We start from the raw sequence: 25,135 nt of genomic DNA on the forward strand, positions 1-25,135 counted from the left end.
TTGCCAGATATATCTCTGCAGGTGGAGAAATTTACTTGAAAGGAATAAGATACTTCTCAAGAAATGACGGTGTAATCTATGCAACTAAAGACATGAACCTTATAAATACAAATGGTAACAAAGAAAAGACAAAGGAACTGTTGTCGAGGGTTGACAACCTAAGGCGTTTAAGAAAAAAAATCCAGATAAAAAACAGAAACTCACACAACTGTTGACTTAATAAACCTCTCACTCTACGTTTTATCTAATTAAGGCATTATATAAACAATGCCTTAATTTAATTTCAAACCTGCCGCGACATACCATAGTTCAGAAGATTAGCATTAGTGCTTTTAATAAATGAATAAGACTGATATATAGCATGCAAAAAACCTAACAGACATAAAGGCCCTGTAGCTGAAATCCCTGAGAAACTATCATTGGTATAAAAAACCCCCCTATCCAATTGCAATACACCCGTTATAACATCCTCATTTTCTCTAAGTTTTTCAAGTAATGTTTTATTGGTATTCCATCCTTTATATCCAACTACAAAATATGGGGTTTTCTTAAGCATCATCATTTCGGGAGGCATAGGTATTTTAGGTAATGTTGGGTCATTAACAGTAACATCTAGTATCATCAAGTTAGAAACCCCATGAGCTGAAACACTAGTACTGCCAAACTCTCTTCTTATAGATTGAAGTTTTCTTCCTGTATCAACAGCTTCATTCCATTGACCCTGTAAGTTTGATTTTACTTCAACTACAGCTGCGACTCCCTCTGCAAAAAAAAGTCGTGAAGAGTCCGTATTTAAAGTGGGGATGTTTGGAAAATAACCATTCTCCAAAACAATATCAAGCTCACCAGTCTGATTATTGTAGCTATCGATTATTTCTCCAGATGTACTGATCCTTAGACCTTGTGGCACAGAACTCTTAAGGAAGTTATTAATAAATTCACTTCTTGCCAAACCTTTCACAGCTGACGCCGAATACTGATTCGCTTCGTAGTTAGCATTCAACATAGCCAATACTGATTTCAATTTCTGCTCAAGCATTTTACTAGCCATAAAACCTCCGTCACTTGCATGAAATAAATTAACCACCAGATTAAAAATTTTGATAATTAGCCATATTCAATACATAAATTACATTTAGAGAACAGCGAAATTCTTCCATTTTTTTAACTTTCCCTGACATTTCCCCCCTGACTTAACTTAACCAAATCAGGTCAAAAAAACACACTATCGTTTTGAGTATATAGAACTATTTTTATGCATGAAAATGCACAATTCTGCACAATTTATCAACTATTTTCTATCCCCCTCCTTGCCAGTGCTGGCGGCGCTCCGCTAGGTTTTGAGGGCTGCACAAAAAGAGGCACGTTTCAGGTGCGGGCGAGGCGGGGGAGCAAGCCCGCGCTTTGGGGTGTGGGAGGGGGTCAGGCTTCGCCAGAATCAACGTACTGGCTTCTGGCTGCAACAGCGCATTCCGGCGACCGGGCACGGCAAAACGCGCCAGCGTGGCGCTGGCGGCGTTTGGTGTGGGGTCTGATAGCGGGAGCGAGTGCTGTGCAGCCGGCTATGATGGTGCTGCAGCACCGCCGGGAATGGCGGTGCGGTACCGGAGTGTTACGCCTGCGCTTCCAGCAGCGCGTAAGGGTTAAAGCGGATCACCTCTTCGCCCAGCCAGTCGTTTACATGCTTCATGGTTTCCATCACCGGCGTCAGCTCGTTAATGGCAAAGACCCGGGCCGCCTTTTCAACATCACCAAACGAGCCGTTACCCTCCGGGATCGCGCCCATCAGCTGCGGCGGGACACGGTGTGCCGCCAGGATGTCATCGCGCGTTGATGACTTCACGCCGATAAACTCATCCTTCGCCGAGATCTGGCTGAACGGCAGGATCTGCACAGAGTCCTTACCCCCGTTCGGGGCATGCAGCAGGATGTTTTTAAACGCCCCGCCCCGCCGCGTATCGGTCAGCGTCTGTTTCAGCTTGTCGAGACTCTCCTGATCCGAAATTGCACTGTTCACATAGACGATGCAGCCCGCGTGAGAGCCATTGTCGTAGTACAGCTTGCGGAACTTATCGGCGGAGTGCGACAGGCTTGCTGACAGCAGGCCGGCGAAGTATTCCGGCATACCGTAAATATCCTGGTGGATATCGGGATTGATGACGTGGCACACCGCGCCGGTTTCAAAATGGTGATCGGCCAGGCCGGTCTGCAAAAACCAGTAGGTGTCGAGATCGGAGCCGCGGCGGGTGTACTTCGCCAGCGAGTGCTTAAAGCCCAGCGGCCCGTTAATCCGGTTCTTTTGCAACTCCAGGTAGGCATTTCCGAAAACAAACCAGTCCATTGCAAAGGCGGAGAACGCCTGACGCGACAGAAGCCGGTGCGGGATAAAGCAGCCGGCCAGCACGTTGCGTTTGAAGATAATCGCCGACTGGTGCCAGCTGGCGTGGCCGAACTGCCGGGCCAGGCCGTACCAGCTGATCGGCGTCTCGTAATACCGCCCGTTGTTCGCACAGTACATGCTGTCCAGCAGGTCATGCGCATTTGAGACCGGCCAGGGCCCGTCAAATGTGAACAGGCTCAGATCGGGCGCTGACTTGAGGGATGCGGCCAGGTCAGCCTGTTCGGCGGCCTGCTGTCGTCCGCGGGGTTGGTGTCGTCTGCTCATCAATACTCCGTTACTGTCATGCCGCCGCTGCCATCATGGCCCAGTGGTTCGTTGATGGTTGCCAGCATGGTTGCCCAGGCCAGGTCGCCGTGGCTAACGCCACGTGCGCGGTCAGTGTCATAGGTAATCACGCCGCCCGGCGTTACCACTTTACGAACGGCACTGAATGCGGTGATAAGGTCATACTCGCCGCGGTCATACTCCCAGCGGCCGGCGCGGATCAGCTGCTGCATTTTCAGTACCAGCATCCGCTTGCTGGCCGGTGAAAACTGGTAACAGACTGCGGCCGGGAATTTTTTCTTAACCAGCTGGTAAACCGCCTCACCGATGCCGCTGCCGTCAATGCCGATATGCTGAACGTTATAGCGGGTCAGCATGTTGATAATCATCTGCGCCTGCGCCTCAAACTCCATGCCGCGCACCCGCTGGGTTTCAATGGTGCGGAACTTGCCGCCGGGCACCAGTGGCACCGCATTTACCGAAATCGCCCCGCTGTCGCCCTTACCGCTGGAGCCGTTCGGGTCATAGCCAATCCAGACCGGGCGATCCGCTATCGGGCGGAGAGCGTAGGGTTTCCAGTCCAGCCATTCGTCGAAGCCATCTGCGCCGCAGGTCAGCAACTGGTTGTAATCAAACGCCGTCTCACCGTTTTTGATGAACACGCAGTTGTAAAGATTCTCATACTCTTCCGGGCTGTTCTCGAGCTGGATCTCTTCCAGGTCAGTCAGATCCCAGCCGTTATCAACCGCATCCTGCAGCGTGACAATCTGCCGCCAGATCCGGTCAGGGCACATCAGCCCGCTGTTCAGCGTATTCCAGGTTGTATCAAACTCAATGCGTCCTTTGCTGCTGCGCCCCTTGTTGAACGCTTCACCTGACCAGAACGGGTAAGCCTCATGGCTTTCCGCTGACGGCGTGGAAAAGTAGGTACGCGTCAGCCCTTTGAGGGTTGCCATCGCGCCGGCGACTTTTTTCAGGTTGGCGAACTGCCCGACCCAGAAAAATTCGTCAAAATACAGGTTGCCGGTGTAGGACTGCGCCGTTGCCGCCGAGGTGCCGAGGAAATGCAGCTCGGCCCCGTTTGCCAGCTGGATCATGTCGCCGCCTTTCAGCTCAACGTCCACCTCTTCCGCCGCAGAGCGAATGAAGCTGCGGAACTGATACGCCTGGCGCCGGCTGGCCGAAAGAAATATCTGGTTGAGCTGGTGCTTGTACTTCACGTCGCCACTGAGCGCCCGCAGCAGCGCCTCACGGGCAAAATACCAGGTTGCGCCGACCTGTCGGCTTTTCAGGATCGCCCGGTTGCGGTGATGGTGGTTCTCATACCACCCCTTCTGATGCCAGTGCAGCGAGTCCAGGATGTTTTTACGCAGGGCGGCAATCTGCGTATCTGAGAAAAAGTTTTGCTTCTTCCGCAGCTTCTTTTTCGGCTGGGTGACCGCCGTCCCGTTATCCAGCTTTTTCAGTTGGCGCGTCAGCAGGTCAATTTCTTTGAAGTCACCCCCGCTCTTTTTGTCCTTGCCGGTCAGCTGGATAAGCCGGGCGTCAATCGACGTGGTGACGCGCTGGATAATGGGCGTCGTGTCCCACTCATCGCGCTTTTTCCATGAGTAAATCGTGTTCTGGTTGATACCCATCAGGCGCGAGATCTCCGCCGGCGGATACCCCTGCCAGTACAGCTGCCGCGCACGCTGCATGATGAACGCTTCTTCTACCGCCATTTACCCTCCTCGCTTCCTGCCGGGGAGATTAACCCGCGCGCGCGGGTGCTTTCGCTGCCTGCCGGTTGTGGCCGTTCGGCGACAACAACAACGCATAGCGCGCGCGGCCAGGCCCCTGCCATCATCATTGCGAACTCAACAGCATGAGCAAATGAACATGGCCCAGAACACCCGTAAAAAATTCAAGGTGATGACCAGCGGCGCGACGATTGACGGCCGCAAGACCACGCCAGACCAGCTGCGCCAGATGGCAGCGGCCTACAACCCGACCGTGTACGGTGCCCGCGTCAACATTGAGCACTATCTTTCGCCGATCCCGGACAGCACCTTCTGCGCGATGGGGGATGTGGTGGCGCTGTCCGTTGAAGATATTTCCGAGGGCGCGCTGGCCGGTGAAGTGGCGCTGTTCGCGGAGATCGAACCCACTGCCCGCATGAAAACGATGACCGACGAAGGCAAGAAGATTTATTCCAGCGTCGAGATCCACCCGAATTTCGCCCTGACCAATGGCCCCTACCTGGTCGGCCTGGCGATGACCGACACCCCGGCGAGCCTGGGCACCGATAAGCTGAAATTTGCTTCTGAAAAGCGCGCTGAGGTGATCCGTTTCTCTTCGGCCACCGCCGAAACGACCCTCTTCACGCCGTCCTTTGATGTGGAAATCGCACAGGAAAATCAGGGGCGCAGCGATAACGGTCAGGCGTGGTTTTCCCGCGTCATGGGCATTCTCGGCAAGGGCCAGAAGACCGACGACCAGCGATTCAGCCAGGTGCATCAGGCTGTTGAAGCTGTGGCGCAGTCGCAGGCTGACATCAGCGACGCATTCAGTGCCGCTGAGCAGGATAACGCAAAGGTTAAAACCGAAGTCCAGAAGCTGACCAGTGACCTGGCCGCGCTGCGTCAGCAGCTGGAGAAGACGCCGGGCAACTTCACCCAGCGACCAGCGGCAACGGGCGGTAACAACGCACAGCTGGCCGATTACTGATATTCACAACGAGAGTAACGAGAATGGAAAACACTACCCGTCAACTGTTTGATCAGTACATCGCCCGACAGGCGCAGCTTAACGGCGTGTCGCCGGCGGCTATAGCGGCAAAGTTTGCCGTTGACCCAACCGTGCAGCAGCGCCTGGAGGCCGCGGCCCAGGAAAGCGACACCCTGCTGAGCAAAATTAACGTCTTCGGCGTTACCCAGCAGATCGGCCAGAAGGTGTTGATCGGCAGCAAAGGCCCGATGGCCGGCGTCAACAACAGCCACACCACGCGCCGTAACCCTGGTGAAAACCAGCAGCTGGAGCCGTACAACTACACCTGCCGCAAGGTGAACTATGACTACGGAATCAGCTATGAACAGATGGATGCCTGGGCACATCAACCAAACTTCCAGCCGCTGATCAGCGCCGCGATGGCCCGTCAGATGTCGCTTGACCGCATCATGATCGGCTTTAACGGCACCAGTTACGCCGACCCGTCAAACCGCGTGGCAAATCCTCTGCTGCAGGACTGCGGTATCGGCTGGCTACAGAAAATCCGCGACGAGGCACCGCACCGCGTTATCTCCGGCGTCACCGTCACTTCCCGTGATGAGGACAACAAGGTTATTGCCAAAGGCACCTATGGCAACCTCGGCGCGGCGGTCTATGACGCCAAAAACAGCCTGATGGATGAATGGCACAAGCGTAACCCGGACAACGTGGTGATTATTGCCGGCGATCTGCTGACGACCAGCAATTTCCCGGCCATTAACGCCATGAGTCAGACCAACCCGAACACCGAAATGCTGGCCGGTCAGCTGATCGTGGCGCAGGAACGCGTGGGCAACATGCCGACCTTTATCGCCCCGTACTTCCCGGTGAACGGCGTGCTGATCACCCCATTCAAAAACCTGTCGATGTACTACCAGCGCGGCGGCCTGCGTCGGACGATTATCGAAGAGCCGCAGTACAACCGCATCGCAACCTACCAGTCCTCAAACGATGACTTCGTGATCGAGGATTACGGCAACGTTGCGTTTATCGACGGCATCACCTTTGCCGAGGCCGCTGGCGGCCAGTAACACCGCACCGGGCGGGCTGCGGCCCGCCACTAATCGGGGAAAGAACCATGCTGACACCGGCACAAAAACATTTTCAGAAGGTCATGGCTGAACGTCATGGCAGAACCGAAGAGCAGTCTGATACGGCGCGCACCGCGCATGAGCAGATTATGCACCGGATGCGCATGGATCAGAGTGCTCTGCGCCGGGTGCAGTCTGACCAGGCGAAAGCCGAATTAAAACGTCAGCTGCTGCCGCATTACGAGGGCTGGATCGAGGGAACGCTGGAAGGTGATGGCGGCCGCCAGGATGAGGTGATCACCACGCTGATGGTCTGGGCGATTGATGCCAGCGATTACGCGCTGGCCGTGCGCATCGGGCGCTACGTCGTGACCCACGGTCTGGCGATGCCTGACCGCTTCAACCGCACCGCGGGCACGCTGCTGGTTGATGAAATCTGCGATCCGATTCTGGTGCAGGTGAAAGCCGATGACACCACGGACGTCACGCCATATCTGGCGATGCTCGATGAGGTTGCGGAAATCACCCGTAGCCAGGACATGCCGGACGTGGTGCGCGCCAAGCTGCACAAGTCGCGTGCGTTTGCGCTGCGAAACGGCACCGTTGCGCAGCAGGCCGAGGCGCTGGAGCTGCTGCGCCAGGCGCTGCGGCTTGACGCGGGTGCCGGGGTGAAGAAAGAGATCGACCGGCTGGCGCGGGTGGTGAAGAAAGCGGCCGCCGATGCCGCGGCCAGCAACAACCCCGGCGACAGCGACACCGGCACGGCAGGCAGTGCAGCTGCAGTAACGTCACAAACGACGGTGACCGGTGGTGAAGCGCCCACAGGAAGCGACGGGAGTACGGCGGATGCTGGCGCACCTGATGCAGGCACGCCAGCCGCTGATGCTGCCGCTGATGCTGCCGCTAACGCTGCAGCAGCGTCAGAAACGGCGGTGCTGGCCACAAAGCCACCGGCAAGGGCACCGCGTAAAACCACGACGGCAAAAGCGACCACCCGTAAGACCACGGCCCGCAAGACTGCTGCCCGCAAAGCAGCTGCTGCGCCGAAAGAACAATAAACCGACTTGCGCCCTGTGCGCTGGCGGCGCGGGCGGAGATCTGCAACGCAATGCGAGTGCTTTTTTCCGTCCGCTCACCGCCACCTTTTTCAGGAGACATCATGAGTCTTGTAGCCAGCCGCAAAGTGGCCCCCTCTTCGGAGGATGTGCCAGACACCGATGACGGTGGAGAAAAGGTCACCGCCGGCACGTTCTGGCCGGAGGTGCTGTTAAGCAACGTGCGCAAAGAAATGCGCATCAACGGCGCGGTTACCACCTCGCGGCTGATGCAGGTGGTGACCGAGGCGGTTATCCATGCTGCTGACCAGCTCAACGACTGGCAGGCGGAGCAACTGGCCGCGGGTCACGCGCAGCTGCAAGACGTGCCGGCGATGGTGATTAACGGCCAGAGCGCGAAGGTCTACCGCTGGCACCGCGCCGTCTACAGCATCGCCAGGGCGTTGCTGATCGAGACCTTCCGCGACGTGGACACCACCGGGGATGCCGGCGAGAAGCGCGCCGCCGCCCTGTCCTCTCAGGCCGCCGATCACTGGCGTGATGCCCGCTGGGCTATCGCTGATATTCAGGGCAGCGTGCGTAACTCTGCGGAGGCTTTCTGATGAAGGTGCAGGCATTGCAGGGCGATACGCTGGATTTGCTGTGCCAGCGGCATTACGGCACCACGCAGGGCGTCACTGAGGCCGCGCTGGAGGCCAATAAGGGACTGGCCGGTCAGCTCTGGCTTGACGCCGGCCAGCTGGTCGAACTGCCCGAGGTCAGCAACCCGGCTGTCAGGGAGACGGTGCAACTATGGAACTGATCGACCGCATCTGGAGCTGGATGACGTACCTGTGGTTAACCATGCTGGCAGGCGTCGGCATGATGACGCAGCAGGACTGGCTGGCCGCGATTGGCGCTGTAATTGGTGTTGCGGCATTCGTAATGGGTGAGATGCATCGCCGCCGGATGTCACGGATTCATGAAACAACCAATGCGATGCTGAATCAACTGATAACTGCCGTCCGTGAAGATACCGATAACCGCCAGGAAGTGAAGGAGTTAATCAGCACCATACGGGGGGCGGCACGATGAAAAGACGCATCATCGCCTGTTCAACCGCCGCGATCATTGCCCTGGTCTCGACGCTGTGGCCGCAGACGCTGCGCACCAGTCCGGAGGCCCAGCAGAAGATGGCGAAATACGAGGACTGCCGCAAGACCCCGTATTACTGCCCGGCGGGCGTGCTTACCGTCGGTATCGGATCCACCGGCGGCGTGCAGGACAGGCTGCACAGCGAAGCGGAGATCGCTGAGCGCTGGCGCAATGACCTGCTGCGCGCTGAGAAGTGTGTGGACCGGGAGTTTAACGGGTCAGCTGCCCCACAGCGCGTCTTTGACGGCATGACCGACGGCGCGTTTAACCTCGGCTGCACCGGCCTTGCCTGGTACACGGATAAACAGGGCAAAAAGGTCCGCACCACCCTGTGGCGCAACGCGCAGGCGGGAAACTGGACGGGCGTCTGTGAAAGGCTGACGGACTTCGTCAACGCAGGCGGCCGGAAACTGGCCGGGCTGGTAAATCGCAGGGCAGAGTTTCGTGAGTGGTGCCTGTCCGATCCGGCGCTGCAGGCGGCCCGATGAGGGCGCTGGGCGCGCTGTGCATCGTGTTGTTTGTACTGATGGCCGCTGCCACCGCTGGGATGGTATGGGAGCGACAGCAGCGGGCAGCGGCTGAAAAGCAGCTGACAACAGCCCGCGGGGAGCTGAAACAGACCGGCGACATATTGGCCGAGGTACGCGCACTGCGCCGGGACGTCAGCGAGATTGAGGCCGGCGTTAAGGCGCTGGGACAAAAACGCAACGCAACAGGTGAGACCCGCCGTGAAAATATTAAAACCGCGCTGGCCGGTGACCAGTGTGCCGCTGCTCCTGTGCCTGCTGCTGTCGCTGACAGCCTGTACCGGCGCGCCGCAGAAGTCAGCGCCGCAAATTATTCAGGAGCCTTTGCCCGAAAGCCTGACGGTAAAAACTGAATCACCGCCACCGCCTGCCAGACCCATGTCTTACGGCAGCCTGGCAATGTGGTCAGATTCGCTGCTGGACGCGATTGACACCTGTAACGCCGATAAGGCCGGCATACGTGAACTGGAATTACGGCGCATAGCCAGGGGGATTAAGTGAAAAAAGCTGAACTGCTGCGCGATGCGCTGATTGCCGGGAATACCTGGTGCCGCGCCAACCCGGAGGCGATAACCGTCTGGGTGGAAAAGGTTGGGATCGAGACCCAGGCCACGGGCGAAGCATCTTTTATGTACAGCTATACCATCCAGGCGCTGGCGACAGATTTTCCGGGTGATGTTGATGATCTCATGCTGCCGCTGTTGGGGTGGGTATGGGAGCAGCAGCCCGATCTGCTGCTTAACCCGGACAGTAACCGAAAGATTGAATTTGAGGCCGACATTATCAGCGATGACACCGCCGATTTTCTGTTTCGTGTACCCGTCTGGGAGCGCGTGATAGTCACAAAAACGGGGGGCGTAGTTACAGCGGAGCACCTGTCTGAATCGGCGATGCGTATCAACAGCAGCGAGTGGGAAACGGTGTTTGACCCGGCGTCAGAGGGGAACAAGGCATGAGTGACCAGGCACGTTTTGAACAGCTGGATGATGTCTTTGCCACCATCCTCGCGGGCATCGCCCCTGCCGGCCGCCTGCGCATGGCGCGCAGCATCGGCACCATGCTGCGCCGCAGTCAGAGCCAGCGCATCGGTCGCCAGGAAGCCCCGGACGGCACCAAATACCCCAAACGCCGGCGGCGCGTGCTGCGCGCGCAGGCAGGGATCAGCTTTATCTGGCAGGGGGAAACCCGTCAGCTGCGCAACTGGCGCGCCAGCCGTGGCAGCCGCGGGCGGATGCTGACCGGCTTTGACACCGAGCGCGGGGCCGTCCGCTCGTTCTACCGGGAAGACATTGAGCGCTATCTGGATATCAGGGTCACCGAAACCCGGCGCGACACCACGAAAACCGATCCGATGTTTCGCCGGCTGCGCACCGCCAGCTTTATGAAATCCCGCGCCACGGCAGAGGGTGCAGAGGTCGGTTTTTCCGGCGTTGCTGCCCGCATCGCGCGTGCCCATCAGTTCGGCCTGCGCGACAGGATTAACGACCGCGGCGCAATGGCCAGCTATCCGCGCCGTGAGCTGCTGGGCATGAGCAAGGCCGACCGGCTGGCTATCGCCCGCCAGGTTATCGACACGCTGGAGGTGCGCTGATGGAGCTGCCGGAACTTATCCGCCTGCTGGAAAACGTGGTGCGCACCGGCACGGTGACGGAAGTTGACGAGGAAACGTGGCGGGTGCGGGTGCGCTCCGGCGATCTGGAAATGACGTGGATGCGCTGGAACGCGCAGCGCGCCGGGGATTTCAGCATCTGGATACCCCCATCCGTTGGGGAGCAGGTCTGGCTGCTGTGCATGGGCGGTAACACCAACACGGCGATCATCGGCGGGAGCCTGTACAGCAGTGAGAACCCGCCCCCGGGATCTTCACGTAAAACAATGGTGGTGAAAGCGCCGGACGGCGCGACGTTCAGCTATGACGCAGAAGCGGGCGCGCTGGCCGTTGCCGGCATCAAATCGGCGACCATCAGCGCGGAGGTGAAAATTACCCTCAGCACACCCCTTGTCGAATGCACTGACCTGCTGAGGGCGAAAAATCTGGACGTTACCGGCGGCGGCGCGCTGCGCGGCAACTTCACCCATACCGGCGGGAAATTTACCTCTAACGGCGTGCAGGTCGATAACCACGACCACGGCGGCGTGGAAAGCGGCGGCAGCTGGACGGCGGGGACACGATGACAGAGCGCTATCGCGGCATGAACGCAGTAGGCACCGGCACCCTGACCGATGAAAACCACGTCTGGCAGTCGGTGAATGACATTTTGCTGACGCCGGTCGGCAGCCGACTGATGCGCCGCAATTATGGATCTCTGTGCCCTGACCTGCTGGACAGCCCGCAGAACGACGTAACGCGCATGCAGCTGATGAGCGCGGCGGTGATCGCGCTGGCGGCATGGGAGCCGCGGATCGCCCTGGACACCGTGGACGTGAGCTACTCCGCCAGCGGCGCCGTCACAGCGGAGCTGACCGGCATGCTGATCGAAACGCTGGAGAAAAGCAGCAACACCATCACGTTAAGGAGCAGCACCAATGGCGACGATTGACCTTTCACAGCTGCCCTCACCGACCATCATAGAGGCGCTGGACTTTGAAACCATCCTGATCGAGGTGAAAGCGGTCATCATCGCCGCCTTCCCGTCTGCACAACAGGGCACCGTGGCGGCAGCGCTGGGGCTGGAGTCGGAGCCGCTGAACGTTATCGCCCAGGCGATGGCATACCGTGAGCTGCTGCTGCGCCAGCGCATCAACGAAGGGGCGGCGGCCTGCATGCTCAGCCATGCGACCGGTGACGATCTGGATAACATCGCCGCGAACCTCGACACCGCGCGCCTGGTCATTACGCCCGCCACCGATACCGCAGACGCGGTAACGGAAAGCGATGAGGCGCTGCGCCTGCGCGCGCAGTCGGCGTTTGAGGGGATGAGCGTGGCCGGGCCGTCGGCGGCCTACGAGTTTTTTGCACGCAGCGCCAGCGGCAAGGTGGCGGATGCATACGCAACCAGCCCTGCACCGGCGGAGGTGGTGATCGCCGTCCTGTCAACGGATGGGGATGGCACGGCACCGGCCGAGCTGCTGGCCGCGGTATCCGCTGCCGTCAACGATGAGGAGGTGCGCCCCCTCGGCGACCGGGTGACCGTTCAGAGCGCGGAGATCATCGGGTACGCCATTGACGCAACGCTGTACCTGTATCCGGGGCCGGAGTCCGAGCCGATTATCAACGCGGCGATGGCGTCGCTGCAGGCGTTTCTGGCCGCGAACGATAAGAAGATTGGCCGTGACATTGTGCGCTCGGCGCTGTCCGCCTCCCTGCACGTGCAGGGCGTACAGCGCGTGGTGATCACCTCACCGGCAGCCGACCTGCAAATCAGCAGCACCCAGGCCGCACGCAATACCGGCTACACGGTGGACAACGGCGGCACGGATGAGTAACTCCCTGCTGCCACCCTCGGCAGGCAACTGGATGCGCTACACCGAGGCCGCCACCGCCAGGCTGTCGGACATCACCGTTGCGCTGCGTACCCTCTGGACGCCTGACGACTGCCCGACGGAACTGCTGCCCTATCTCGCCTGGGCGCTGTCCGTTGACCGCTGGGATAAAGACTGGCCGGCCTCCCGGAAAATAGCCGCAATCCAGCAGTCCTACTGGCTGCATCGACGCAAAGGCACGCGGGCCGCCGTGCGGCGGGTTATCGAAAGCATGGGGTTTTCGGCCACGTTCGCGGAGTGGTTCGACACCGGCGATGCGCCGGGCACCTTCCGGCTTGAGGTCAACGTTAACGACGTGGGCATAACGCCCAAAACGCTGAGTGAATTAAACCGCCTGATCGGTGATGCAAAGCCGGTCAGCAGGCACGTGGCGCAGCTGTCTCTGGTCGTTCGCACCAAGGGTACGGCGTATCTGGGGGCTGCGGTAGCGGAAGGAAATATCACCACGATTTACCCGCCCGGCTATATGCCAGACGGTGGAATTCTTTACGACGGAACCGGCCATTACGACGGCAATGTGATTTATACGGGGAAAGATGATGTCAAAAATTAACGAAGAAAGTCAGTGGGCAGATGAGGTTTATCTTATCAAGCGTGCTGACAGCGTAACCGGGGGAAATGATGGTGTTGCCAACCGCCAGGCAAAGGCGCTGGCAAACCGTACCTCATTTTTAAAAGTGATGCTTGAGGGTGGCATCGACTACAACGAATCCACGTTTTTCATTACGCCGGAAGACCCGGACGGCACGATTGCCGGGTTGGCAGCTACGCCAGCGGGCAGGATGTTCCGCGTAGCGCAAGGCGCTGAGAACGAAGACGCCTTCGCCTACTACCTGAACCGGAGCGGTAGCGCGGAAAAGGTAGCCGTATCCGTTGGTAAAATGTACATGGACATGCGCCTGGTGCCCGGGAACTATAGCCCGGCACTTTTACCGCTGCACCATGATGCCGCCGGCAACGTGCCAATGTGGCTGGATAACAGCCTGTTTGATGCTGCAGGGCTTGGGCCGGTTCTGCAGGACTGCGTTGCGGCTATTCCCAATCTCTGGGCACAGCAGCACCTGCGTCAGTTCGATTTCAGCCCTTACTACCTGCCCCTGCACTTCGATAAGGATGGTAACGTCCCGGTGTGGCTGGACAACGCGAAGCTGGATGCGGCCGGGCTGGGGCCGATACTGACGGCGCAGATCAAAGAGATGGTGGAGGATGATAAAAGCACCGCCTTCATCACGGGCGATTTGTACAAATTCCTGTTTAAAAAAGCTCGCATCGACGCAGGTCAGCAACTCAGCCTGAACGTGGCGTTTACCGGGGACTCGTGGACGGAAAAAAACACCCTCCCGTTGTCTCTAATCAAGGCGCTGGGTGGCGTCAGCAAAAATCCGGGATGGATTTCCTGTTCAACCCGCGCCGACGGTGTGATGGCCGGGATTACGCTGGCCGTCACTGGCTTCACCAAGTACGACGGCGATAATGAGAGCAGCAGCTCCGCACCGCTTTACGGTGCCGGGCCGGATGGTAACGCCTATTACAACGTCAACGCCGTGGGGACGCTTATATGGTCCGGGGTAAAAGCTACTGAGATTGACCTGTTTTATTACGATGGCAGCGGAAGTTTTACGGTAACGGTCGATACCGGCGCGCCGGTAACGGTGACCGGCGGCGGCACCGGTAAGACAAAAAAACTGACGCTTAACGGGCTGGCATCACAGGCCCACACCGTAAGGGTGCAGAGCAGCGGCAACGGCGTGGTGTCCATCTTTGGCATGCACGGCACCGACAGCGGCGCGGCTCCCGGCGTCACCGTATCCCGTATGGGTAACGGCGGGGCTATCGCCAAAGACTACCTTAAATGGAGCGACTGGATCGCTCCCGTGGCGTCATCACTGGATCTTGACCTGCTGTTTATCGTCATCGGAACCAATGATTACCGGAAAAGCATGGGAACCGCGCAATACAGAAGCGGCATTGAAACCATTATCAGCAAGTACCGCGCCGCAACGCCGGGGATCTGCATCTGCCTGGTGTCCCCTGCGCAGTGCAGCGCCACCGGAACCCCGGCACTGTCCGCTTACGATGAGGAGATGCGCCTGATCGCCCGTGAGCAGAACGTTAGCTATCTGAGCGGGTACAAAACCTTCCCAAAAGCCTACGACAACAGCCAGGGCGCGTGGATCGACACGCTTCACCTAAGCAGCCTCGGCGCTTATGTGCTGACCCGTCAGATTAAAGACAACTTTTTTAAGGAATAATTATGGCAATCACTTCCCTTTTTATTAATGGCACGCTTCCTGTTATCCCCGGCATGAAGAAACTCAGTGACTTTGAAATGCCTGATATTTTTGAAGGGCTGCCACTGCCGGCAGTGAACTGGCGGGCAGGATATTTCTTTGGCCCCAAAAATCCTCAGATGGCGGCTAATTTGCTTTTCCCTGAGCATTCAGGGGAAGCCTTTAACAGTCCTGTGCGCAGCGACTTTGGTGCAACGTTCAACGCTCAAAGTTATATCGACACTGCCATCAAGCTGCCTGCTTATGTGTCAGTCGCTGGTGTCATTCGCAGGCCGCCTGTTTCCACGGAAACCACGTTTATTCTGACCGATTTCACCGGCACCGCCGCGGCCGGTAATGGTTTAGCCGTGGCGGTTCGCTCAAGCGGTAAGCTGGCGCTTTATCATCAGAACGGGGAAGCCGCCCCGCTGCTTACCGAAGTGGATTTCCCCGCGTCGGTTAAGGTCGGTGATAAGGCCGGATTCACGGTATCGGTTAAAGATAAGGTGCTCATCATTGCGATGTATGACCCCGAAACCGAAACGCTGAACGTCAAAAATGCAGCAACAACTTACGCCCGGATGGAGTCGGTACGCAGTGCGCTGATTGGCGCTAAATATTCCAATAACACCGCTACCAGCGTGGAAGTTCGCGCTCTACTTGTGGCTGAGGGAGACATTGGGGTAACGAGCGGGCAGGCCGATCATATCACCCTGCTCAAGTACCTTTTGTCGCTATAAACGGGCGGATAATCGTTACTGAATTTCGAGGGTAGATTTATGGCTGACAAGTACTTCGCCATCCTGACCACTGCCGGCGTTGCAGCAATGGCACAGGCGGCGCTGACAGGCGAAACGGTGGGATTTACGCAGATGGCCGTGGGCGACGGCGGCGGCGTGCTACCCCTGCCGGTGCCGGAAAGCACAGGCCTGGTCAATGAGCAGTATCGCGGGCCGCTCAACAGGCTGGAAATTGCCGACTATCAGGCGAATATCATTGAGGCCGAGATGATCCTGCCGCCGCAGGTGGGCGGGTTCTGGCAGCGAGAGGTAGCGCTGTTTGACGCTGCCGGCGTGTGCCTGGCGATTGCCAACATGCCGGAGTCCTATAAGCCCCTGCTGGAGCAGGGGGCCGGTCGCAATCAGGTTATTCAGATGTGGCTGGCCGTGAGCAGTACGGCAGACGTAAAGCTGATTAACAATCCCAATGTCGTGCTGGCAACGGTGACCGGTTTAAACAAGGTGAAGGCCGAGGCACTGGACTATACCGACCAGGTGGCGGGCGATTTAGACACCTCGCTTAAATCTATCATCGCTGACGCTATCACCACAGCCAGGCGTGATTTTTGGGAGGGAGACAATCCCGTCGGCACGGTGCGATTTTTCGCGACAAAGGCAAACCCCAACACGCTCTATCCCTGGTCAACGTGGGTTTATACCGGCGAGAATAAATCCATTCGCATCGCTAAGGCTGACGGTTCCAACGTCGGCCAGACTGCCGGCAGCGATACCGCAACCATTCAGAAAAAACACCTGCCGGCTGAACAGATAACAGTGTCCGGTACAGCCGAATCGGTAAACCTCGGCGAGAAGCAAACCAAACCGGCCGGCGCAGCAAGTTTTACCGTTTACCGCTTCGGTGCTGATGGCAGGGAAAACAGCAAGGGCAATTTCTCCCTTGATGATGTCGCGATGGGTGATGTCCCTGTGCCCGTAAGCATTACGGATCATGTGCACACTATCGATCTTGAATCGCATGAACATCAGGTGAACGGTAAGACGGCTAACCTGGGCGAAGGGCAGGCGTTAAGTATCGTGGAGGCGCACACTCTGTTGATGTGCTGGGCGCGTACCGCGTAAAAATAGGCTGCTGCAGTACGATCAGAAATGGCGGTGCGGTACCGAAAGCCCCTTTACGGGGCTTTTTTATTGGTCAGAACAGGCTGGTTACTGAGTCGGAAACTGAGTTAACGGCTTTCATAGCGCTGTTTTTAAGGTCGCTCAGCACGTCGCTAACCGATGAACTTTGCAGCTTCTCGCGGAAGTCTGGATCGACGCGGGTCAGGCTTATCGTGAACTCAATCTTTCTTGGGTTTCCGTAGCGGTCAAACTCCGATCGGCCCTGCTCAAGGTGCGTCATCACGTACATTCCGTAAATCCGCCCTCCCCCTTCAATCAGCGGCCAGGGGCGACCGGCGTACCCAATTGTATTCAGCGCCGCCAGCGACAGGTTGCCGCCGGTTATCTCCGGGTACAGCACGCCGTCGAGCGTCACGGTGCTGTCACCGGGGCCTATGTACTGAAATGCCCCCGATGCGTTTACCCTGTCGTTTTTAACGTGCCGCCACTCCTGCGAGTGCTGCAGCTGCTGATACGGGATCGTGCGCAGCGTGAATACAAACATTCCGAATACCATCATCATAGCGATCACCTTTATTCCCGGTCGCGGAACGAACCACGGTTAGATCTGCGGGTGCTGGCCAGCGCTTCTTTCACGGCATTGCGCGCCAGCTTTTCCAGCTCCTGCTGCGTGTATTTTCCGGTGTCCTGGAAAATTATCTGAAACACCGGCGTGCCGCCGGTCGATACGGAAACCGGTACTGCTGCAGCGCGCTCTTTAGCCGCGGGAACTGAGAGCACAGCGCCCGCGGCAGCCGAGATGCGCGGCACCGGCTGCGGGATAACGCGTGTTTCCTGATAGGCTCCGCGCAGTGCCAGCGCCTGCGGCAGATTCTTAAACACGATGTCGCCGGGGCCGACTTTTTTGGTGTTGTCAGCGGTCGCTTTCGTGTTATCTGCGATCTTCGTCAGGTTCTTTGTGACGGCCGTATTGCTGCCGGTCAGTATCCCACCCGCTGGCGGCGCAGGCGGGCCGACGAATTCCGCTGGCGGTTTGGGTTTACCTCTGGTGGCCGCCGCTATATCACCTGCCAGCAGTGAAACCTTGCCCTCCAGTAGCGCGGTGGCCTGAGCCTCTTCAATTTTTCTCCGGGCGCGCTCTGCCTCGTCTGGCAACACACCCAGTTTTTCCAGAATCCACCCCAGCGCATCCAGCAGCAAACGCACCGGTGTCATCACCAGCTGTATTGCCCCAGCGAGCACGGTGCCAAATACCCGCCCTGCGACAGCACACTTGTCCAGCGTCTCCTGGCTGGCCTGAACGGGCGACAGCAGGTTTTTGAACCATTCCCATACCGACCTGACGCCATCAGCCAGGGCGGTAAATATCGGGGCAAACGGGGCCAGCGCGGCCCTAAGTGGGGTCAGCGCCTGCCAGATGCCAGAGAAGAAGCCGCCGAAAAATGCCTTGATCGGCTCCCAGTATTTCCAGATGAGCAGGCCGGCTGCGATAAACGCGGCAGCGATAAGGCCAGGCACACCCAGAAGGCCGGCCAGAATTGCCCGCAGGCCGTTCAGCGTCAGGCTGAGCGAGGAAATGCCGGTGCTGGCCGTCACGCTGGACAGCCCCATCATGCTGAGGCCCAGTTTAAGTTTCGCGAACGGCCCCAGGATAAACGCTGCCGCCAGGCTGGCGATACCAATCACGCCGACCAGCGCCGTGAGCGCGGCAAGGGTAACCAGCAGCGCCTGCGTCAGCTGCGGATGCTCGTTGATCCATTCGCGCATGCTGTTCACGCCGGACGCAATGCCCTGCACCAGACGTCTGAGCATATCCGATACGCTTGCCAGCGCAGCGGTACGCAGGCCATCCATTGCACCGCCAAGCTTACCAACGTCACCCGCCAGGTTATCCCGCAGCGTAACGCCGAGGCGGTCAGCGCTGCCGCGAGTATCGCCCATCTGGTTCGACACATTGCCCAGGGCCGACAGGAACGCCGGGATCTGGTCTACCGACAGATCCTCAATCGGCGTACCGAAGAGAGAAATAGCCGCATTAGCGCGGGCCGCCGGGTCCTTAATTTTGAGCAGCCCCTGTGCCGTTTTCTGCATAGCCGCCCGCGCGCTGTCCCCACCTCTGGCGATAGCCGACGACATGGCCGCCGCATTCAGCCCGATTTCGGTGTAGGCGTTAACGCTGTTTTTCGACATGTCCGAGCCACGGATCGAAAACTCCTTGATCGCATCGCCGGTTTTGTCGAGCGCAAACTTGCCCTGCTTCGACATATTGACCAGCAGCGACATGGCCTCTGCGCCGGTAAAACCCATGCTGCGGAAGTGCGTCGAATATTCGTGCAGGATTTCCGGCAGCTCCCCGCGCATCTGCGTGGATACGCGCTGCATGCCGGACGTAATCAGATCCATCGCTTCATCACTGCTGCGCGCCAGGCCGTTTTTCATCATGATCGCGGCCATCTGGATAGTTTCCGTCATATCCCCGCCGAGAACGGACTGCATATCCATCGCTTTGCGCGAGATCCGCGTCAGCTCGTCATCGCCCACTTCACCCAGCGATCCCAGCGTGCTACGCACGGCGGAAACCGACTCGGCAATCCGGTTAAGGTCGGTGCTGATGCCGGCGCTGTTAAGGTTCTGGATAATGCCCGCATAGCGGCCATTCGCCGCCGATCCCTCGTCATTCTGCGCGGCAATCTTCGCGGCGTGCTCCTGGGTTTGCATCTGCGGGGCCAGCAGACGCGCGCCAACGTACATCCCGGCGGCGCTACCGGCCACTGCCGCCAGGCCACCGCCACGCATTTTGCCGGCCAGCTGCTGAGCGCGGTCATAGCGCATACGCGCCTGCGTCACCGCGGCCAGCTGCCGCCGTTCTCGCTCCAGCGACTCGTTAAACTGCTCTACCCTGCGACGCGCGCTTTCCGTTGTCTGGCTGCCGCCGGCCAGCGAAACGCCGTGGCGGCGCAGCGCCTCAGACGCCAGGCGCAGCCCGTTTACCTCCGCATCGCGCTTTGCCTTGAGCCGGTCCAGTTTGGCGGCCAGCTGCGTCATCTGCCGCTGCTGTTTATCGGTTAACGTAACGCCGGATCGTTGTGCCTGGTTCAATGCCTCAAGGGTCTGGCTGGTGCCGTCAATCTGGCGTGAGGTTTTCTGAACGCTGTCGCGCAGCCGGTTAAACGCCACCGCCTGGCGCTCGACGTCCTTCACCGCGCTTTGGGTTTGCTTGAGGGATTCGGAGAGGCGGCCAGCTGCGTTGCTGGCCGCGTTTACGGGGCGGGATAGCCTGTCAATTGCACTGAACGCAACGCGAATACTAAGATCCATCGTCGTCATCCTCTTCATGGTTGCCGCTTCTGATGGCCGCCTTATCGCGCCAGGCCATCAGGTCGCGCAACTCCATGCCGTACATCGCAGAGGGCGGCCAGTGAAAAACTACAGCGATGTCGGCGATCAGGTCGTCGACATCGGAAAAACGTGCTTCTCTCAGCTGTTCGCCGTCTCCGCCGAGGCCGATACTGACGGCGCCGCTTTCGTTAAAAAAGGCGTGATCGCTTCGCACAGCGCGACAAAATCAGCCGTATCGAGGGCGGCAATATCTGCGGCCGTCAGTGACGGCGAAGCAACGCGCGTCAGCAGGGTTGAAACGGCGTCATAGTCGAAGTTCAGCACGTCTACCAGACGCAGACCGCGCAGTGAGCCTGCCTGTTTGATGGTGTCGGTGATGGTGATGGTGGCGATCTTCTGGTTACCGCGGGTAACGGGGGTATTCAGGGTGACTGACATAGCATTCTCCGGGCGGCCGGCTGGCCGCCATCATGGGTTAGTTTGAAAGGTGTTAACTGCCGAGGCCGAGCGCTGAGGCGATACGGTCAGGGTAAAGATTTTCGCCACCGCGCTTATAAATAAAGTTCAACAGGTCAATTTCCAGCAGCGGTTTATCGTCAACCGACAGCTTGTAATAGGTGTTTTTGATGGCGTAGGTGTGATTGGTGTCATCACCCTGTTTCGCATCACCCGGATCGATTTCCGTGACGCGGCCGCGCATCTCCACCTCAATCAGTGAGCTGATGCCGCCGCTGTAGTATTCGCCGACAAAGCGCAGGCGCAGCTCGTCGATGTCACCGCCGTATTTCAGGATTAGCTCTTCGTCCACGCCGCCGACAATCATTGAGGCATCCAGCGCGCCGGAGTCCAGACCGAGATCCACAGCCACAGCGCCCAGCATACCGCCGCCCTGATAGTCTTCGGTTTTGCGGGTCACCTTTGGCAGCGTGACGCTGGGGATTTTGCCGATATGGTTGGTGCCGTCCACATACAGGGTGAACAGACGGAGTTTCTTTGGAATAGCCATTTACGCGCTCCCCAGCGACGCGAACGCCGCCTCGTAGTACTGATCGGTGAAGGTCTGGATCATCGTCAGGTCCTCCAGCGGCGGCACCGGGCTGTAGTTGTAGCGGATAACCGCCTTACCCTGGCGAATACTGGTCGTCGGGTTATCCACGATATCAAACCAGCAGGCCGCGCCGATAAGCTTACCGGCCGTCACCAGCGCCTGGAGCTTGGCGTTAATCCCGCTCACCACGTCTTTCACGTTGGCCGGGGTCAGTGGGCTATCTACCGTTGAGAACTGCGCCTCCGCGATGCTGTCCGCCAGGATCTGCGCCGTGCGGGTGTACACCTCGAAAATGTACTCTTCGGTGTCGGTGGTGCGGTTACCCCAGAAGCGGAACCCGTCCCGCTTAATGAGCGTGGTGATCTCATTGGCGTTGAGTTCGTTGGCGTCCGAGTCTTCGGCCTGCAAAGCCCAGAAAACATCTTTCGAGATACCCAGCACGTTTTTAACCGCAACGTTGGACAGCGACTTATGCCAGCCCTGCTCGTTGTCGATCAGCGCGCGCAGGCCGAGGGCATAGGCCACGGCGGGAAACTCTTCGTTGACGCCGGTCAGCGGGTTAAACGCGATAAAGTTCGGCCACAGCAGCATCCCCTCACGTTCGGCGAAGGTTTCACGGTAGGTTTTCGCCTCCGCGATGGTTTCGCAGCCGTCACAGTAGCTGTACGAAAACGCGCGCAGCTGCTTTGCGATAACCCGCAGCTGGGCGGTCACCTCTTCCGTGTCATAGTCCGGCACGCCGAGAATGCGCGGACGGTATCCGGTTTTTTGCTCTGCCGTCAGCAGCGCAAACATACCGGTGTAGCTGCCGTCGGCCTGCGTGCCGCCAATGATGAGCTGGGACTGCGTCGGTGCTCCGTTAGCCGTGCCGGCAGCGGCAACACGCACGACGATAACGCGGGTGCTGACCTGGTCGGAAATGGCTTTCAGCGACTTGTATAGCGAACCGGTTTTACCGGCTTTGCCGAGAACGCTGATCACCCGCGTCACCAGCACCGGCGTGTTAAGCGGGAAAGTTAAGGGGTCGGCATCATCGGCAACCGCGACCAGCCCAATGACCGTCGAATCAACATCGTTGATCGCCGTCTGGAGGTCGGTGTTTTCCTTGACGCGTGCCCCGTGAAAAAAGTTGTCGGTCATACTGTACCGCCATCATGTTTGTTGTGAGTTCGGGGTGATATTCGCTGAATTTTGCGCCCCGGACACGCGCCGGCGGTTGTCCCCTTTCGCCGACAACAACGGGCGGTTTCCGCCGTCGCGCGCGCATGAAAACATCAGCGGCGGAGGAGTGAATATGGCCCTGAGTACAGACACAATCGACAAAGCAAAAACGCTGCTGGATGACGGACTGAAAAACCTGCAGGAGTATCAGGCCAGCCTGTCACGGGTGCCGGCATTCAGCGTCATGATGGGCGGAAAGACGCTGACGCAGCTCGATCCCCGCGTTATATCGCTGGAGCTGACCGACAATCGCGGATTTGAGGCCGACGAGCTGGCTATTTCAATCGACGACACGGACGGAAAACTGGAGCTGCCGCCCCGCGGGGCCGAGCTTTCGCTGTCGCTGGGCTGGTCAGGTGAGCCGCTGGTTTATAAGGGGGTCTACACCGTTGATGAGGTGTCATATTCGGGGCCGCCGGATCGGCTGTATATTACCGCCCGCAGCGCTGATTTTCGCGATGAATTTAACGTTAAGCGGGAGGTGTCCTGGCATGACGTGACCGTTGAGCGCATCGTCTCTGCAATTGCCAGACGGTATAAGCTGACGCCGGTTATTTCAGCGCAGCTGATGGCGGCCGAAATTGACCACGCCGACCAGACGCAGGAAAGCGATATGTCGTTTCTTACCCGCCTGGCGGAGCTGCTGGGCGCGATTGCCACGGTAAAAAATGCCTCGCTGCTGTTTATCCTGCCAGGTGGCGGCGTCAGCGCGAAAGGCGTCGCGCTGCCCGAATTTGCGCTGACCCGCTCCAGCGGTGATCACCACTCATTTCGCATCGCTGATCGGGACGCATACACCGGCGTGCAGGCGAACTGGCTGGATCTGGATTTGGGAAAAAAGAAAACGGTGACCGTTAAAAAGCGCAAGGCAAAACCGAAGCCGGAGAAAGCGCCGCGTAGCAGCAGCCGTGAGGGGGATTATATTGCCGGAGAGGACGGGAACGTTTTTGTACTGAGGTCGACCTACAGTAATGAAACGGCTGCCCGCCGGGCCGCTGCGGCTAAATGGCAGCAGTTAAAGCGAGGTGCCGCCGAGTTTTCGTTAACGCTGGCCGCCGGCCGTGCTGATTTATACCCGGAAATGCACGGCACCGTTACCGGATTTAAAACTGACATTGATAATCAGGATTGGGTAATTTCGCGGGTAAGTCATTCTATTGACGATGGCGGGTTTAAAACGCGGCTGGAACTGGAAGCAAAAATACCTGAATGGATTGCGGAAACGACACCATAGCGGCCATAATATCGGTGAGTTCAACTCCCACGAGGGAGCCATCATGTTTACCTGCCCTATTTGTGGTGCCGTCGCCCGCACGCGCACCAGTCGCCGTTTAAGTGAATTAACCGTGCGGCAATATCATCAGTGTCAGAATTTAGAATGCAGCATGTCGTTTACCACCCTTAACAGCGTAGAGAAACTGGTGACCAAGCGTGCCCAGCGCGAAGTGTTGCCGCCAGACTTCATCCCGCAAGATGCATTCCCCGCATCACACTATGGCCGTGACCAGCTCAATCTCGTGCTGTAAAAATCAAACCCCGCTCGCTGCGGGGTTTATTTTGGCCGGCGGGCCGGGAACGCCACCGCCACCCCATCGCCATTTCATCGCCACTGCCAAATTACAGGCACAAAAAAACCGCCTTTAAGGGGCGGTTACGACATCATTCAACTGCTTGTTTTTATTCGATATTTCAATATGGTGCCCAGAGTGGGACTTGAACCCACACAGCCATAAGCCGAGGGATTTTAAATCCCTTGTGTCTACCGATTTCACCATCTGGGCATGGGAATAAATTGGAGGCGCGTCCCGGAGTCGAACCGAGGTAGACGGATTTGCAATCCGTAGCATGGCCACTCTGCCAACGCGCCTTAATTCTGTTGTCATCAGAGAAATTTCTCTGCTGAACTAATCTGGAGCGGGAAACGAGACTCGAACTCGCGACCCCGACCTTGGCAAGGTCGTGCTCTACCAACTGAGCTATTCCCGCTTAGCTTTCAACGTCTTACTTGCTGACGTTGACTGCTGCTTTCGTCTGGCAAACCGTGCTGCCTTTCGATGCGTTGCATTCTACTGAGATAGCGAACTGAGTCAATAAAATAATCCTTACTTTGCATCTGTTTGCTGCTTTTTGAACCGCTTAGATCATCCTTCGAACAGATCGCCTCGTGCAGCGCTTAAATATTGATACATCGACCAGAAGGTCAGCACCGCCGCGATGTATAACGCCACCACACCAACGCCCTCAATCAGCGCATTCGGCCGCCACAGCAGCGCAAACAACGCCAGCATCTGCGCGGTAGTTTTGACCTTACCGATCCACGACACCGCCACGCTGCTGCGTTTACCGATTTCTGCCATCCACTCGCGCAGCGCAGAAATAAAGATCTCACGGGCGATCATCGTCGCCGCCGGCAGGGTGATCCACCAGGAGTGGAAGTACTCCGCCACCAGCACCAGCGCGATGGCCACCATCACCTTATCGGCAACCGGATCGAGGAATGCGCCGAAGCGGGTGGTCTGTTTCCAGCGGCGCGCCAGGAAGCCGTCAAACCAGTCGGTGATCGCGGCCACGATAAAGATCAGCGCGCAGACCAGCGGAGCCCATTGAAATGGCAGGTAAAATGCCAGCACAAAGAATGGGATTAACACTACGCGAAACAGGGTAAGCAGGGTCGGAATATTTAGTGGCATAATTACGCTAACTGTTTGGACAGAGTCGAATTTGTTTCTATGTTCCTACATTGCACCGGGTGTTGCAA

At 58.0% G+C, this 25,135-nt stretch carries 30 protein-coding genes and 3 tRNA genes; 20 read left to right on the top strand and 13 right to left on the bottom strand.

Annotated elements, in window-relative coordinates; genetic code table 11:
- Nucleotides 1-283 precede the first annotated feature (283 nt).
- From GKQ23_RS15800 to GKQ23_RS15810, 3 genes are all read right to left on the bottom strand, one after another.
- A complete protein-coding gene (locus GKQ23_RS15800; protein WP_212408811.1) occupies nucleotides 284-1,051 on the bottom strand; it encodes a DUF6602 domain-containing protein in 768 nt (255 codons plus the stop codon).
- A 561-nt stretch (nucleotides 1,052-1,612) separates the two neighbouring features.
- Nucleotides 1,613-2,665 carry a phage portal protein gene (locus GKQ23_RS15805; RefSeq protein WP_212408812.1) on the bottom strand — a complete coding sequence of 351 codons (1,053 nt, stop codon included), beginning with the start codon at nucleotides 2,663-2,665 and terminating at the stop codon, nucleotides 1,613-1,615.
- Nucleotides 2,665-4,386, bottom strand: a complete 1,722-nt coding sequence (locus GKQ23_RS15810) for a terminase large subunit domain-containing protein (RefSeq protein WP_212408813.1) — start codon at nucleotides 4,384-4,386, stop codon at nucleotides 2,665-2,667. The genes GKQ23_RS15805 and GKQ23_RS15810 overlap by 1 nt, the downstream gene beginning before the upstream one ends.
- A gap of 157 nt (nucleotides 4,387-4,543) precedes the next feature.
- Here GKQ23_RS15810 and GKQ23_RS15815 point away from each other — a divergent pair, with 157 nt between their 5' ends.
- From GKQ23_RS15815 to GKQ23_RS15895, 18 genes are all read left to right on the top strand, one after another.
- Nucleotides 4,544-5,371 carry a GPO family capsid scaffolding protein gene (locus tag GKQ23_RS15815; RefSeq protein ID WP_212408814.1) on the top strand — a complete coding sequence of 276 codons (828 nt, stop codon included), beginning with the start codon at nucleotides 4,544-4,546 and terminating at the stop codon, nucleotides 5,369-5,371.
- Nucleotides 5,372-5,394: 23 nt separating this feature from the next.
- A complete protein-coding gene (locus tag GKQ23_RS15820; protein WP_212408815.1) occupies nucleotides 5,395-6,441 on the top strand; it encodes a phage major capsid protein, P2 family in 1,047 nt (348 codons plus the stop codon).
- 47 nt (nucleotides 6,442-6,488) lie between these two features.
- Entirely contained in the window at nucleotides 6,489-7,499 is a 1,011-nt protein-coding gene (gene gpM, locus GKQ23_RS15825) for a phage terminase small subunit (protein WP_212408816.1), read from the top strand.
- Nucleotides 7,500-7,600: 101 nt separating this feature from the next.
- Entirely contained in the window at nucleotides 7,601-8,098 is a 498-nt protein-coding gene (locus GKQ23_RS15830; RefSeq protein ID WP_212408818.1) for a head completion/stabilization protein, read from the top strand.
- Nucleotides 8,098-8,298, top strand: coding sequence for a tail protein X (locus GKQ23_RS15835; protein WP_212408819.1), 201 nt, complete (start codon nucleotides 8,098-8,100; stop codon nucleotides 8,296-8,298). Before GKQ23_RS15830 ends, GKQ23_RS15835 begins: the two co-directional genes overlap by 1 nt.
- Nucleotides 8,289-8,570, top strand: coding sequence for a hypothetical protein (locus GKQ23_RS15840; protein WP_212408821.1), 282 nt, complete (start codon nucleotides 8,289-8,291; stop codon nucleotides 8,568-8,570). Before GKQ23_RS15835 ends, GKQ23_RS15840 begins: the two co-directional genes overlap by 10 nt.
- Nucleotides 8,567-9,118 carry a lysozyme gene (locus GKQ23_RS15845; RefSeq protein ID WP_212408822.1) on the top strand — a complete coding sequence of 184 codons (552 nt, stop codon included), beginning with the start codon at nucleotides 8,567-8,569 and terminating at the stop codon, nucleotides 9,116-9,118. The genes GKQ23_RS15840 and GKQ23_RS15845 overlap by 4 nt, the downstream gene beginning before the upstream one ends.
- On the top strand, nucleotides 9,115-9,510 hold the full coding sequence (locus GKQ23_RS23950; RefSeq protein WP_249168419.1) for a DUF2570 domain-containing protein: 396 nt from the start codon (nucleotides 9,115-9,117) through the stop codon (nucleotides 9,508-9,510). Before GKQ23_RS15845 ends, GKQ23_RS23950 begins: the two co-directional genes overlap by 4 nt.
- A 25-nt stretch (nucleotides 9,511-9,535) precedes the next feature.
- Nucleotides 9,536-9,658: a hypothetical protein gene (locus tag GKQ23_RS24090; protein ID WP_256442796.1), complete on the top strand. Its 123-nt coding sequence runs from the start codon at nucleotides 9,536-9,538 to the stop codon at nucleotides 9,656-9,658.
- Nucleotides 9,655-10,113: a phage tail protein gene (locus GKQ23_RS15855; protein WP_212408824.1), complete on the top strand. Its 459-nt coding sequence runs from the start codon at nucleotides 9,655-9,657 to the stop codon at nucleotides 10,111-10,113. The genes GKQ23_RS24090 and GKQ23_RS15855 overlap by 4 nt, the downstream gene beginning before the upstream one ends.
- Complete coding sequence (locus GKQ23_RS15860; protein WP_212408825.1) at nucleotides 10,110-10,748, top strand: phage virion morphogenesis protein; 639 nt, start codon at nucleotides 10,110-10,112, stop codon at nucleotides 10,746-10,748. The genes GKQ23_RS15855 and GKQ23_RS15860 overlap by 4 nt, the downstream gene beginning before the upstream one ends.
- Nucleotides 10,748-11,332 (top strand): phage baseplate assembly protein V, encoded by a 585-nt coding sequence (locus tag GKQ23_RS15865; protein WP_212408826.1) that lies wholly within the window; start codon nucleotides 10,748-10,750, stop codon nucleotides 11,330-11,332. Before GKQ23_RS15860 ends, GKQ23_RS15865 begins: the two co-directional genes overlap by 1 nt.
- Nucleotides 11,329-11,697, top strand: coding sequence for a GPW/gp25 family protein (locus GKQ23_RS15870; protein WP_212408827.1), 369 nt, complete (start codon nucleotides 11,329-11,331; stop codon nucleotides 11,695-11,697). Before GKQ23_RS15865 ends, GKQ23_RS15870 begins: the two co-directional genes overlap by 4 nt.
- The gene (locus tag GKQ23_RS15875) at nucleotides 11,684-12,583 is read left to right on the top strand and encodes a baseplate J/gp47 family protein (protein ID WP_212408828.1); all 900 of its coding nucleotides are present in this window, start codon (nucleotides 11,684-11,686) and stop codon (nucleotides 12,581-12,583) included. The genes GKQ23_RS15870 and GKQ23_RS15875 overlap by 14 nt, the downstream gene beginning before the upstream one ends.
- Nucleotides 12,576-13,193: a phage tail protein I gene (locus tag GKQ23_RS15880; protein ID WP_212408829.1), complete on the top strand. Its 618-nt coding sequence runs from the start codon at nucleotides 12,576-12,578 to the stop codon at nucleotides 13,191-13,193. The genes GKQ23_RS15875 and GKQ23_RS15880 overlap by 8 nt, the downstream gene beginning before the upstream one ends.
- The gene (locus tag GKQ23_RS15885; RefSeq protein ID WP_249168420.1) at nucleotides 13,177-14,892 is read left to right on the top strand and encodes a GDSL-type esterase/lipase family protein; all 1,716 of its coding nucleotides are present in this window, start codon (nucleotides 13,177-13,179) and stop codon (nucleotides 14,890-14,892) included. The genes GKQ23_RS15880 and GKQ23_RS15885 overlap by 17 nt, the downstream gene beginning before the upstream one ends.
- 2 nt (nucleotides 14,893-14,894) lie before the next feature.
- Nucleotides 14,895-15,650: a hypothetical protein gene (locus GKQ23_RS15890; protein ID WP_212408830.1), complete on the top strand. Its 756-nt coding sequence runs from the start codon at nucleotides 14,895-14,897 to the stop codon at nucleotides 15,648-15,650.
- A gap of 39 nt (nucleotides 15,651-15,689) precedes the next feature.
- The gene (locus GKQ23_RS15895; protein ID WP_212408831.1) at nucleotides 15,690-16,769 is read left to right on the top strand and encodes a phage tail protein; all 1,080 of its coding nucleotides are present in this window, start codon (nucleotides 15,690-15,692) and stop codon (nucleotides 16,767-16,769) included.
- A gap of 73 nt (nucleotides 16,770-16,842) precedes the next feature.
- Here the strand turns inward: GKQ23_RS15895 and GKQ23_RS15900 are convergent, their stop codons facing one another.
- The 6 genes from GKQ23_RS15900 to GKQ23_RS15925 are packed head-to-tail and all read right to left on the bottom strand — an operon-like array spanning nucleotide 16,843 to nucleotide 22,296.
- Nucleotides 16,843-17,331 carry a phage tail protein gene (locus GKQ23_RS15900; protein ID WP_212408832.1) on the bottom strand — a complete coding sequence of 163 codons (489 nt, stop codon included), beginning with the start codon at nucleotides 17,329-17,331 and terminating at the stop codon, nucleotides 16,843-16,845.
- An 11-nt stretch (nucleotides 17,332-17,342) separates the two neighbouring features.
- A complete protein-coding gene (locus GKQ23_RS15905) occupies nucleotides 17,343-20,087 on the bottom strand; it encodes a phage tail tape measure protein (RefSeq protein WP_212408833.1) in 2,745 nt (914 codons plus the stop codon).
- The gene (locus GKQ23_RS15910; RefSeq protein ID WP_212411862.1) at nucleotides 20,077-20,250 is read right to left on the bottom strand and encodes a GpE family phage tail protein; all 174 of its coding nucleotides are present in this window, start codon (nucleotides 20,248-20,250) and stop codon (nucleotides 20,077-20,079) included. The genes GKQ23_RS15905 and GKQ23_RS15910 overlap by 11 nt, the downstream gene beginning before the upstream one ends.
- Nucleotides 20,247-20,546 carry a phage tail assembly protein gene (locus GKQ23_RS15915; RefSeq protein WP_212408834.1) on the bottom strand — a complete coding sequence of 100 codons (300 nt, stop codon included), beginning with the start codon at nucleotides 20,544-20,546 and terminating at the stop codon, nucleotides 20,247-20,249. Before GKQ23_RS15915 ends, GKQ23_RS15910 begins: the two co-directional genes overlap by 4 nt.
- 52 nt (nucleotides 20,547-20,598) lie before the next feature.
- The gene (locus GKQ23_RS15920) at nucleotides 20,599-21,114 is read right to left on the bottom strand and encodes a phage major tail tube protein (protein WP_212408835.1); all 516 of its coding nucleotides are present in this window, start codon (nucleotides 21,112-21,114) and stop codon (nucleotides 20,599-20,601) included.
- On the bottom strand, nucleotides 21,115-22,296 hold the full coding sequence (locus tag GKQ23_RS15925; RefSeq protein WP_212408836.1) for a phage tail sheath subtilisin-like domain-containing protein: 1,182 nt from the start codon (nucleotides 22,294-22,296) through the stop codon (nucleotides 21,115-21,117). It abuts the gene before it with no gap.
- Nucleotides 22,297-22,450: 154 nt separating this feature from the next.
- Between GKQ23_RS15925 and GKQ23_RS15930 the strand changes: the two genes are divergently transcribed.
- Together GKQ23_RS15930 and GKQ23_RS15935 are read left to right on the top strand one after the other, a co-directional pair.
- Nucleotides 22,451-23,611 (top strand): phage late control D family protein, encoded by a 1,161-nt coding sequence (locus tag GKQ23_RS15930; RefSeq protein WP_212408837.1) that lies wholly within the window; start codon nucleotides 22,451-22,453, stop codon nucleotides 23,609-23,611.
- Nucleotides 23,612-23,654: 43 nt separating this feature from the next.
- Nucleotides 23,655-23,903, top strand: a complete 249-nt coding sequence (locus GKQ23_RS15935; protein WP_212408838.1) for an ogr/Delta-like zinc finger family protein — start codon at nucleotides 23,655-23,657, stop codon at nucleotides 23,901-23,903.
- A gap of 169 nt (nucleotides 23,904-24,072) precedes the next feature.
- On the opposite strand, the gene GKQ23_RS15940 is transcribed toward GKQ23_RS15935, so the two are convergent.
- The 4 genes from GKQ23_RS15940 to pgsA form a co-directional block, all read right to left on the bottom strand.
- Nucleotides 24,073-24,158: transfer RNA gene (locus tag GKQ23_RS15940), tRNA-Leu, on the bottom strand.
- A 12-nt stretch (nucleotides 24,159-24,170) separates the two neighbouring features.
- Nucleotides 24,171-24,244: transfer RNA gene (locus GKQ23_RS15945), tRNA-Cys, on the bottom strand.
- Nucleotides 24,245-24,287: 43 nt separating this feature from the next.
- A tRNA-Gly gene (locus tag GKQ23_RS15950) sits at nucleotides 24,288-24,363 on the bottom strand.
- Nucleotides 24,364-24,518: 155 nt separating this feature from the next.
- On the bottom strand, nucleotides 24,519-25,067 hold the full coding sequence (gene pgsA / locus GKQ23_RS15955) for a CDP-diacylglycerol--glycerol-3-phosphate 3-phosphatidyltransferase (RefSeq protein ID WP_056236768.1): 549 nt from the start codon (nucleotides 25,065-25,067) through the stop codon (nucleotides 24,519-24,521).
- Between the last annotated feature and the right edge of the window lie 68 nt (nucleotides 25,068-25,135).

Source organism: Erwinia sp. E602, assembly GCF_018141005.1.
GTDB lineage: Bacteria > Pseudomonadota > Gammaproteobacteria > Enterobacterales > Enterobacteriaceae > Erwinia.

Excerpts from the sequence above, each read along its gene's own strand:
- GKQ23_RS15810 (WP_212408813.1), bottom strand. The coding sequence starts at position 4,386 with ATGGCGGTAGAAGAAGCGTTCATCATGCAGCGTGCGCGGCAGCTGTAC.
- GKQ23_RS15875 (WP_212408828.1), top strand. The coding sequence starts at position 11,684 with ATGGCGACGATTGACCTTTCACAGCTGCCCTCACCGACCATCATAGAG.
- GKQ23_RS15925 (WP_212408836.1), bottom strand. The coding sequence starts at position 22,296 with ATGACCGACAACTTTTTTCACGGGGCACGCGTCAAGGAAAACACCGAC.
- GKQ23_RS15930 (WP_212408837.1), top strand. The coding sequence starts at position 22,451 with ATGGCCCTGAGTACAGACACAATCGACAAAGCAAAAACGCTGCTGGAT.
- GKQ23_RS15835 (WP_212408819.1), top strand. The coding sequence starts at position 8,098 with ATGAAGGTGCAGGCATTGCAGGGCGATACGCTGGATTTGCTGTGCCAG.
- GKQ23_RS15880 (WP_212408829.1), top strand. The coding sequence starts at position 12,576 with ATGAGTAACTCCCTGCTGCCACCCTCGGCAGGCAACTGGATGCGCTAC.
- GKQ23_RS15920 (WP_212408835.1), bottom strand. The coding sequence starts at position 21,114 with ATGGCTATTCCAAAGAAACTCCGTCTGTTCACCCTGTATGTGGACGGC.
- GKQ23_RS15885 (WP_249168420.1), top strand. The coding sequence starts at position 13,177 with ATGATGTCAAAAATTAACGAAGAAAGTCAGTGGGCAGATGAGGTTTAT.
- GKQ23_RS15865 (WP_212408826.1), top strand. The coding sequence starts at position 10,748 with ATGGAGCTGCCGGAACTTATCCGCCTGCTGGAAAACGTGGTGCGCACC.
- GKQ23_RS24090 (WP_256442796.1), top strand. The coding sequence starts at position 9,536 with ATGTCTTACGGCAGCCTGGCAATGTGGTCAGATTCGCTGCTGGACGCG.
- GKQ23_RS15870 (WP_212408827.1), top strand. The coding sequence starts at position 11,329 with ATGACAGAGCGCTATCGCGGCATGAACGCAGTAGGCACCGGCACCCTG.
- GKQ23_RS15815 (WP_212408814.1), top strand. The coding sequence starts at position 4,544 with ATGGCCCAGAACACCCGTAAAAAATTCAAGGTGATGACCAGCGGCGCG.
- GKQ23_RS15900 (WP_212408832.1), bottom strand. The coding sequence starts at position 17,331 with ATGATGATGGTATTCGGAATGTTTGTATTCACGCTGCGCACGATCCCG.
- GKQ23_RS15890 (WP_212408830.1), top strand. The coding sequence starts at position 14,895 with ATGGCAATCACTTCCCTTTTTATTAATGGCACGCTTCCTGTTATCCCC.
- GKQ23_RS15905 (WP_212408833.1), bottom strand. The coding sequence starts at position 20,087 with ATGGATCTTAGTATTCGCGTTGCGTTCAGTGCAATTGACAGGCTATCC.
- GKQ23_RS15860 (WP_212408825.1), top strand. The coding sequence starts at position 10,110 with ATGAGTGACCAGGCACGTTTTGAACAGCTGGATGATGTCTTTGCCACC.
- GKQ23_RS15845 (WP_212408822.1), top strand. The coding sequence starts at position 8,567 with ATGAAAAGACGCATCATCGCCTGTTCAACCGCCGCGATCATTGCCCTG.
- GKQ23_RS15840 (WP_212408821.1), top strand. The coding sequence starts at position 8,289 with ATGGAACTGATCGACCGCATCTGGAGCTGGATGACGTACCTGTGGTTA.
- GKQ23_RS23950 (WP_249168419.1), top strand. The coding sequence starts at position 9,115 with ATGAGGGCGCTGGGCGCGCTGTGCATCGTGTTGTTTGTACTGATGGCC.
- gpM (WP_212408816.1), top strand. The coding sequence starts at position 6,489 with ATGCTGACACCGGCACAAAAACATTTTCAGAAGGTCATGGCTGAACGT.
- GKQ23_RS15830 (WP_212408818.1), top strand. The coding sequence starts at position 7,601 with ATGAGTCTTGTAGCCAGCCGCAAAGTGGCCCCCTCTTCGGAGGATGTG.
- GKQ23_RS15895 (WP_212408831.1), top strand. The coding sequence starts at position 15,690 with ATGGCTGACAAGTACTTCGCCATCCTGACCACTGCCGGCGTTGCAGCA.
- pgsA (WP_056236768.1), bottom strand. The coding sequence starts at position 25,067 with ATGCCACTAAATATTCCGACCCTGCTTACCCTGTTTCGCGTAGTGTTA.
- GKQ23_RS15935 (WP_212408838.1), top strand. The coding sequence starts at position 23,655 with ATGTTTACCTGCCCTATTTGTGGTGCCGTCGCCCGCACGCGCACCAGT.
- GKQ23_RS15805 (WP_212408812.1), bottom strand. The coding sequence starts at position 2,665 with ATGAGCAGACGACACCAACCCCGCGGACGACAGCAGGCCGCCGAACAG.
- GKQ23_RS15800 (WP_212408811.1), bottom strand. The coding sequence starts at position 1,051 with ATGGCTAGTAAAATGCTTGAGCAGAAATTGAAATCAGTATTGGCTATG.
- GKQ23_RS15915 (WP_212408834.1), bottom strand. The coding sequence starts at position 20,546 with ATGTCAGTCACCCTGAATACCCCCGTTACCCGCGGTAACCAGAAGATC.
- GKQ23_RS15820 (WP_212408815.1), top strand. The coding sequence starts at position 5,395 with ATGGAAAACACTACCCGTCAACTGTTTGATCAGTACATCGCCCGACAG.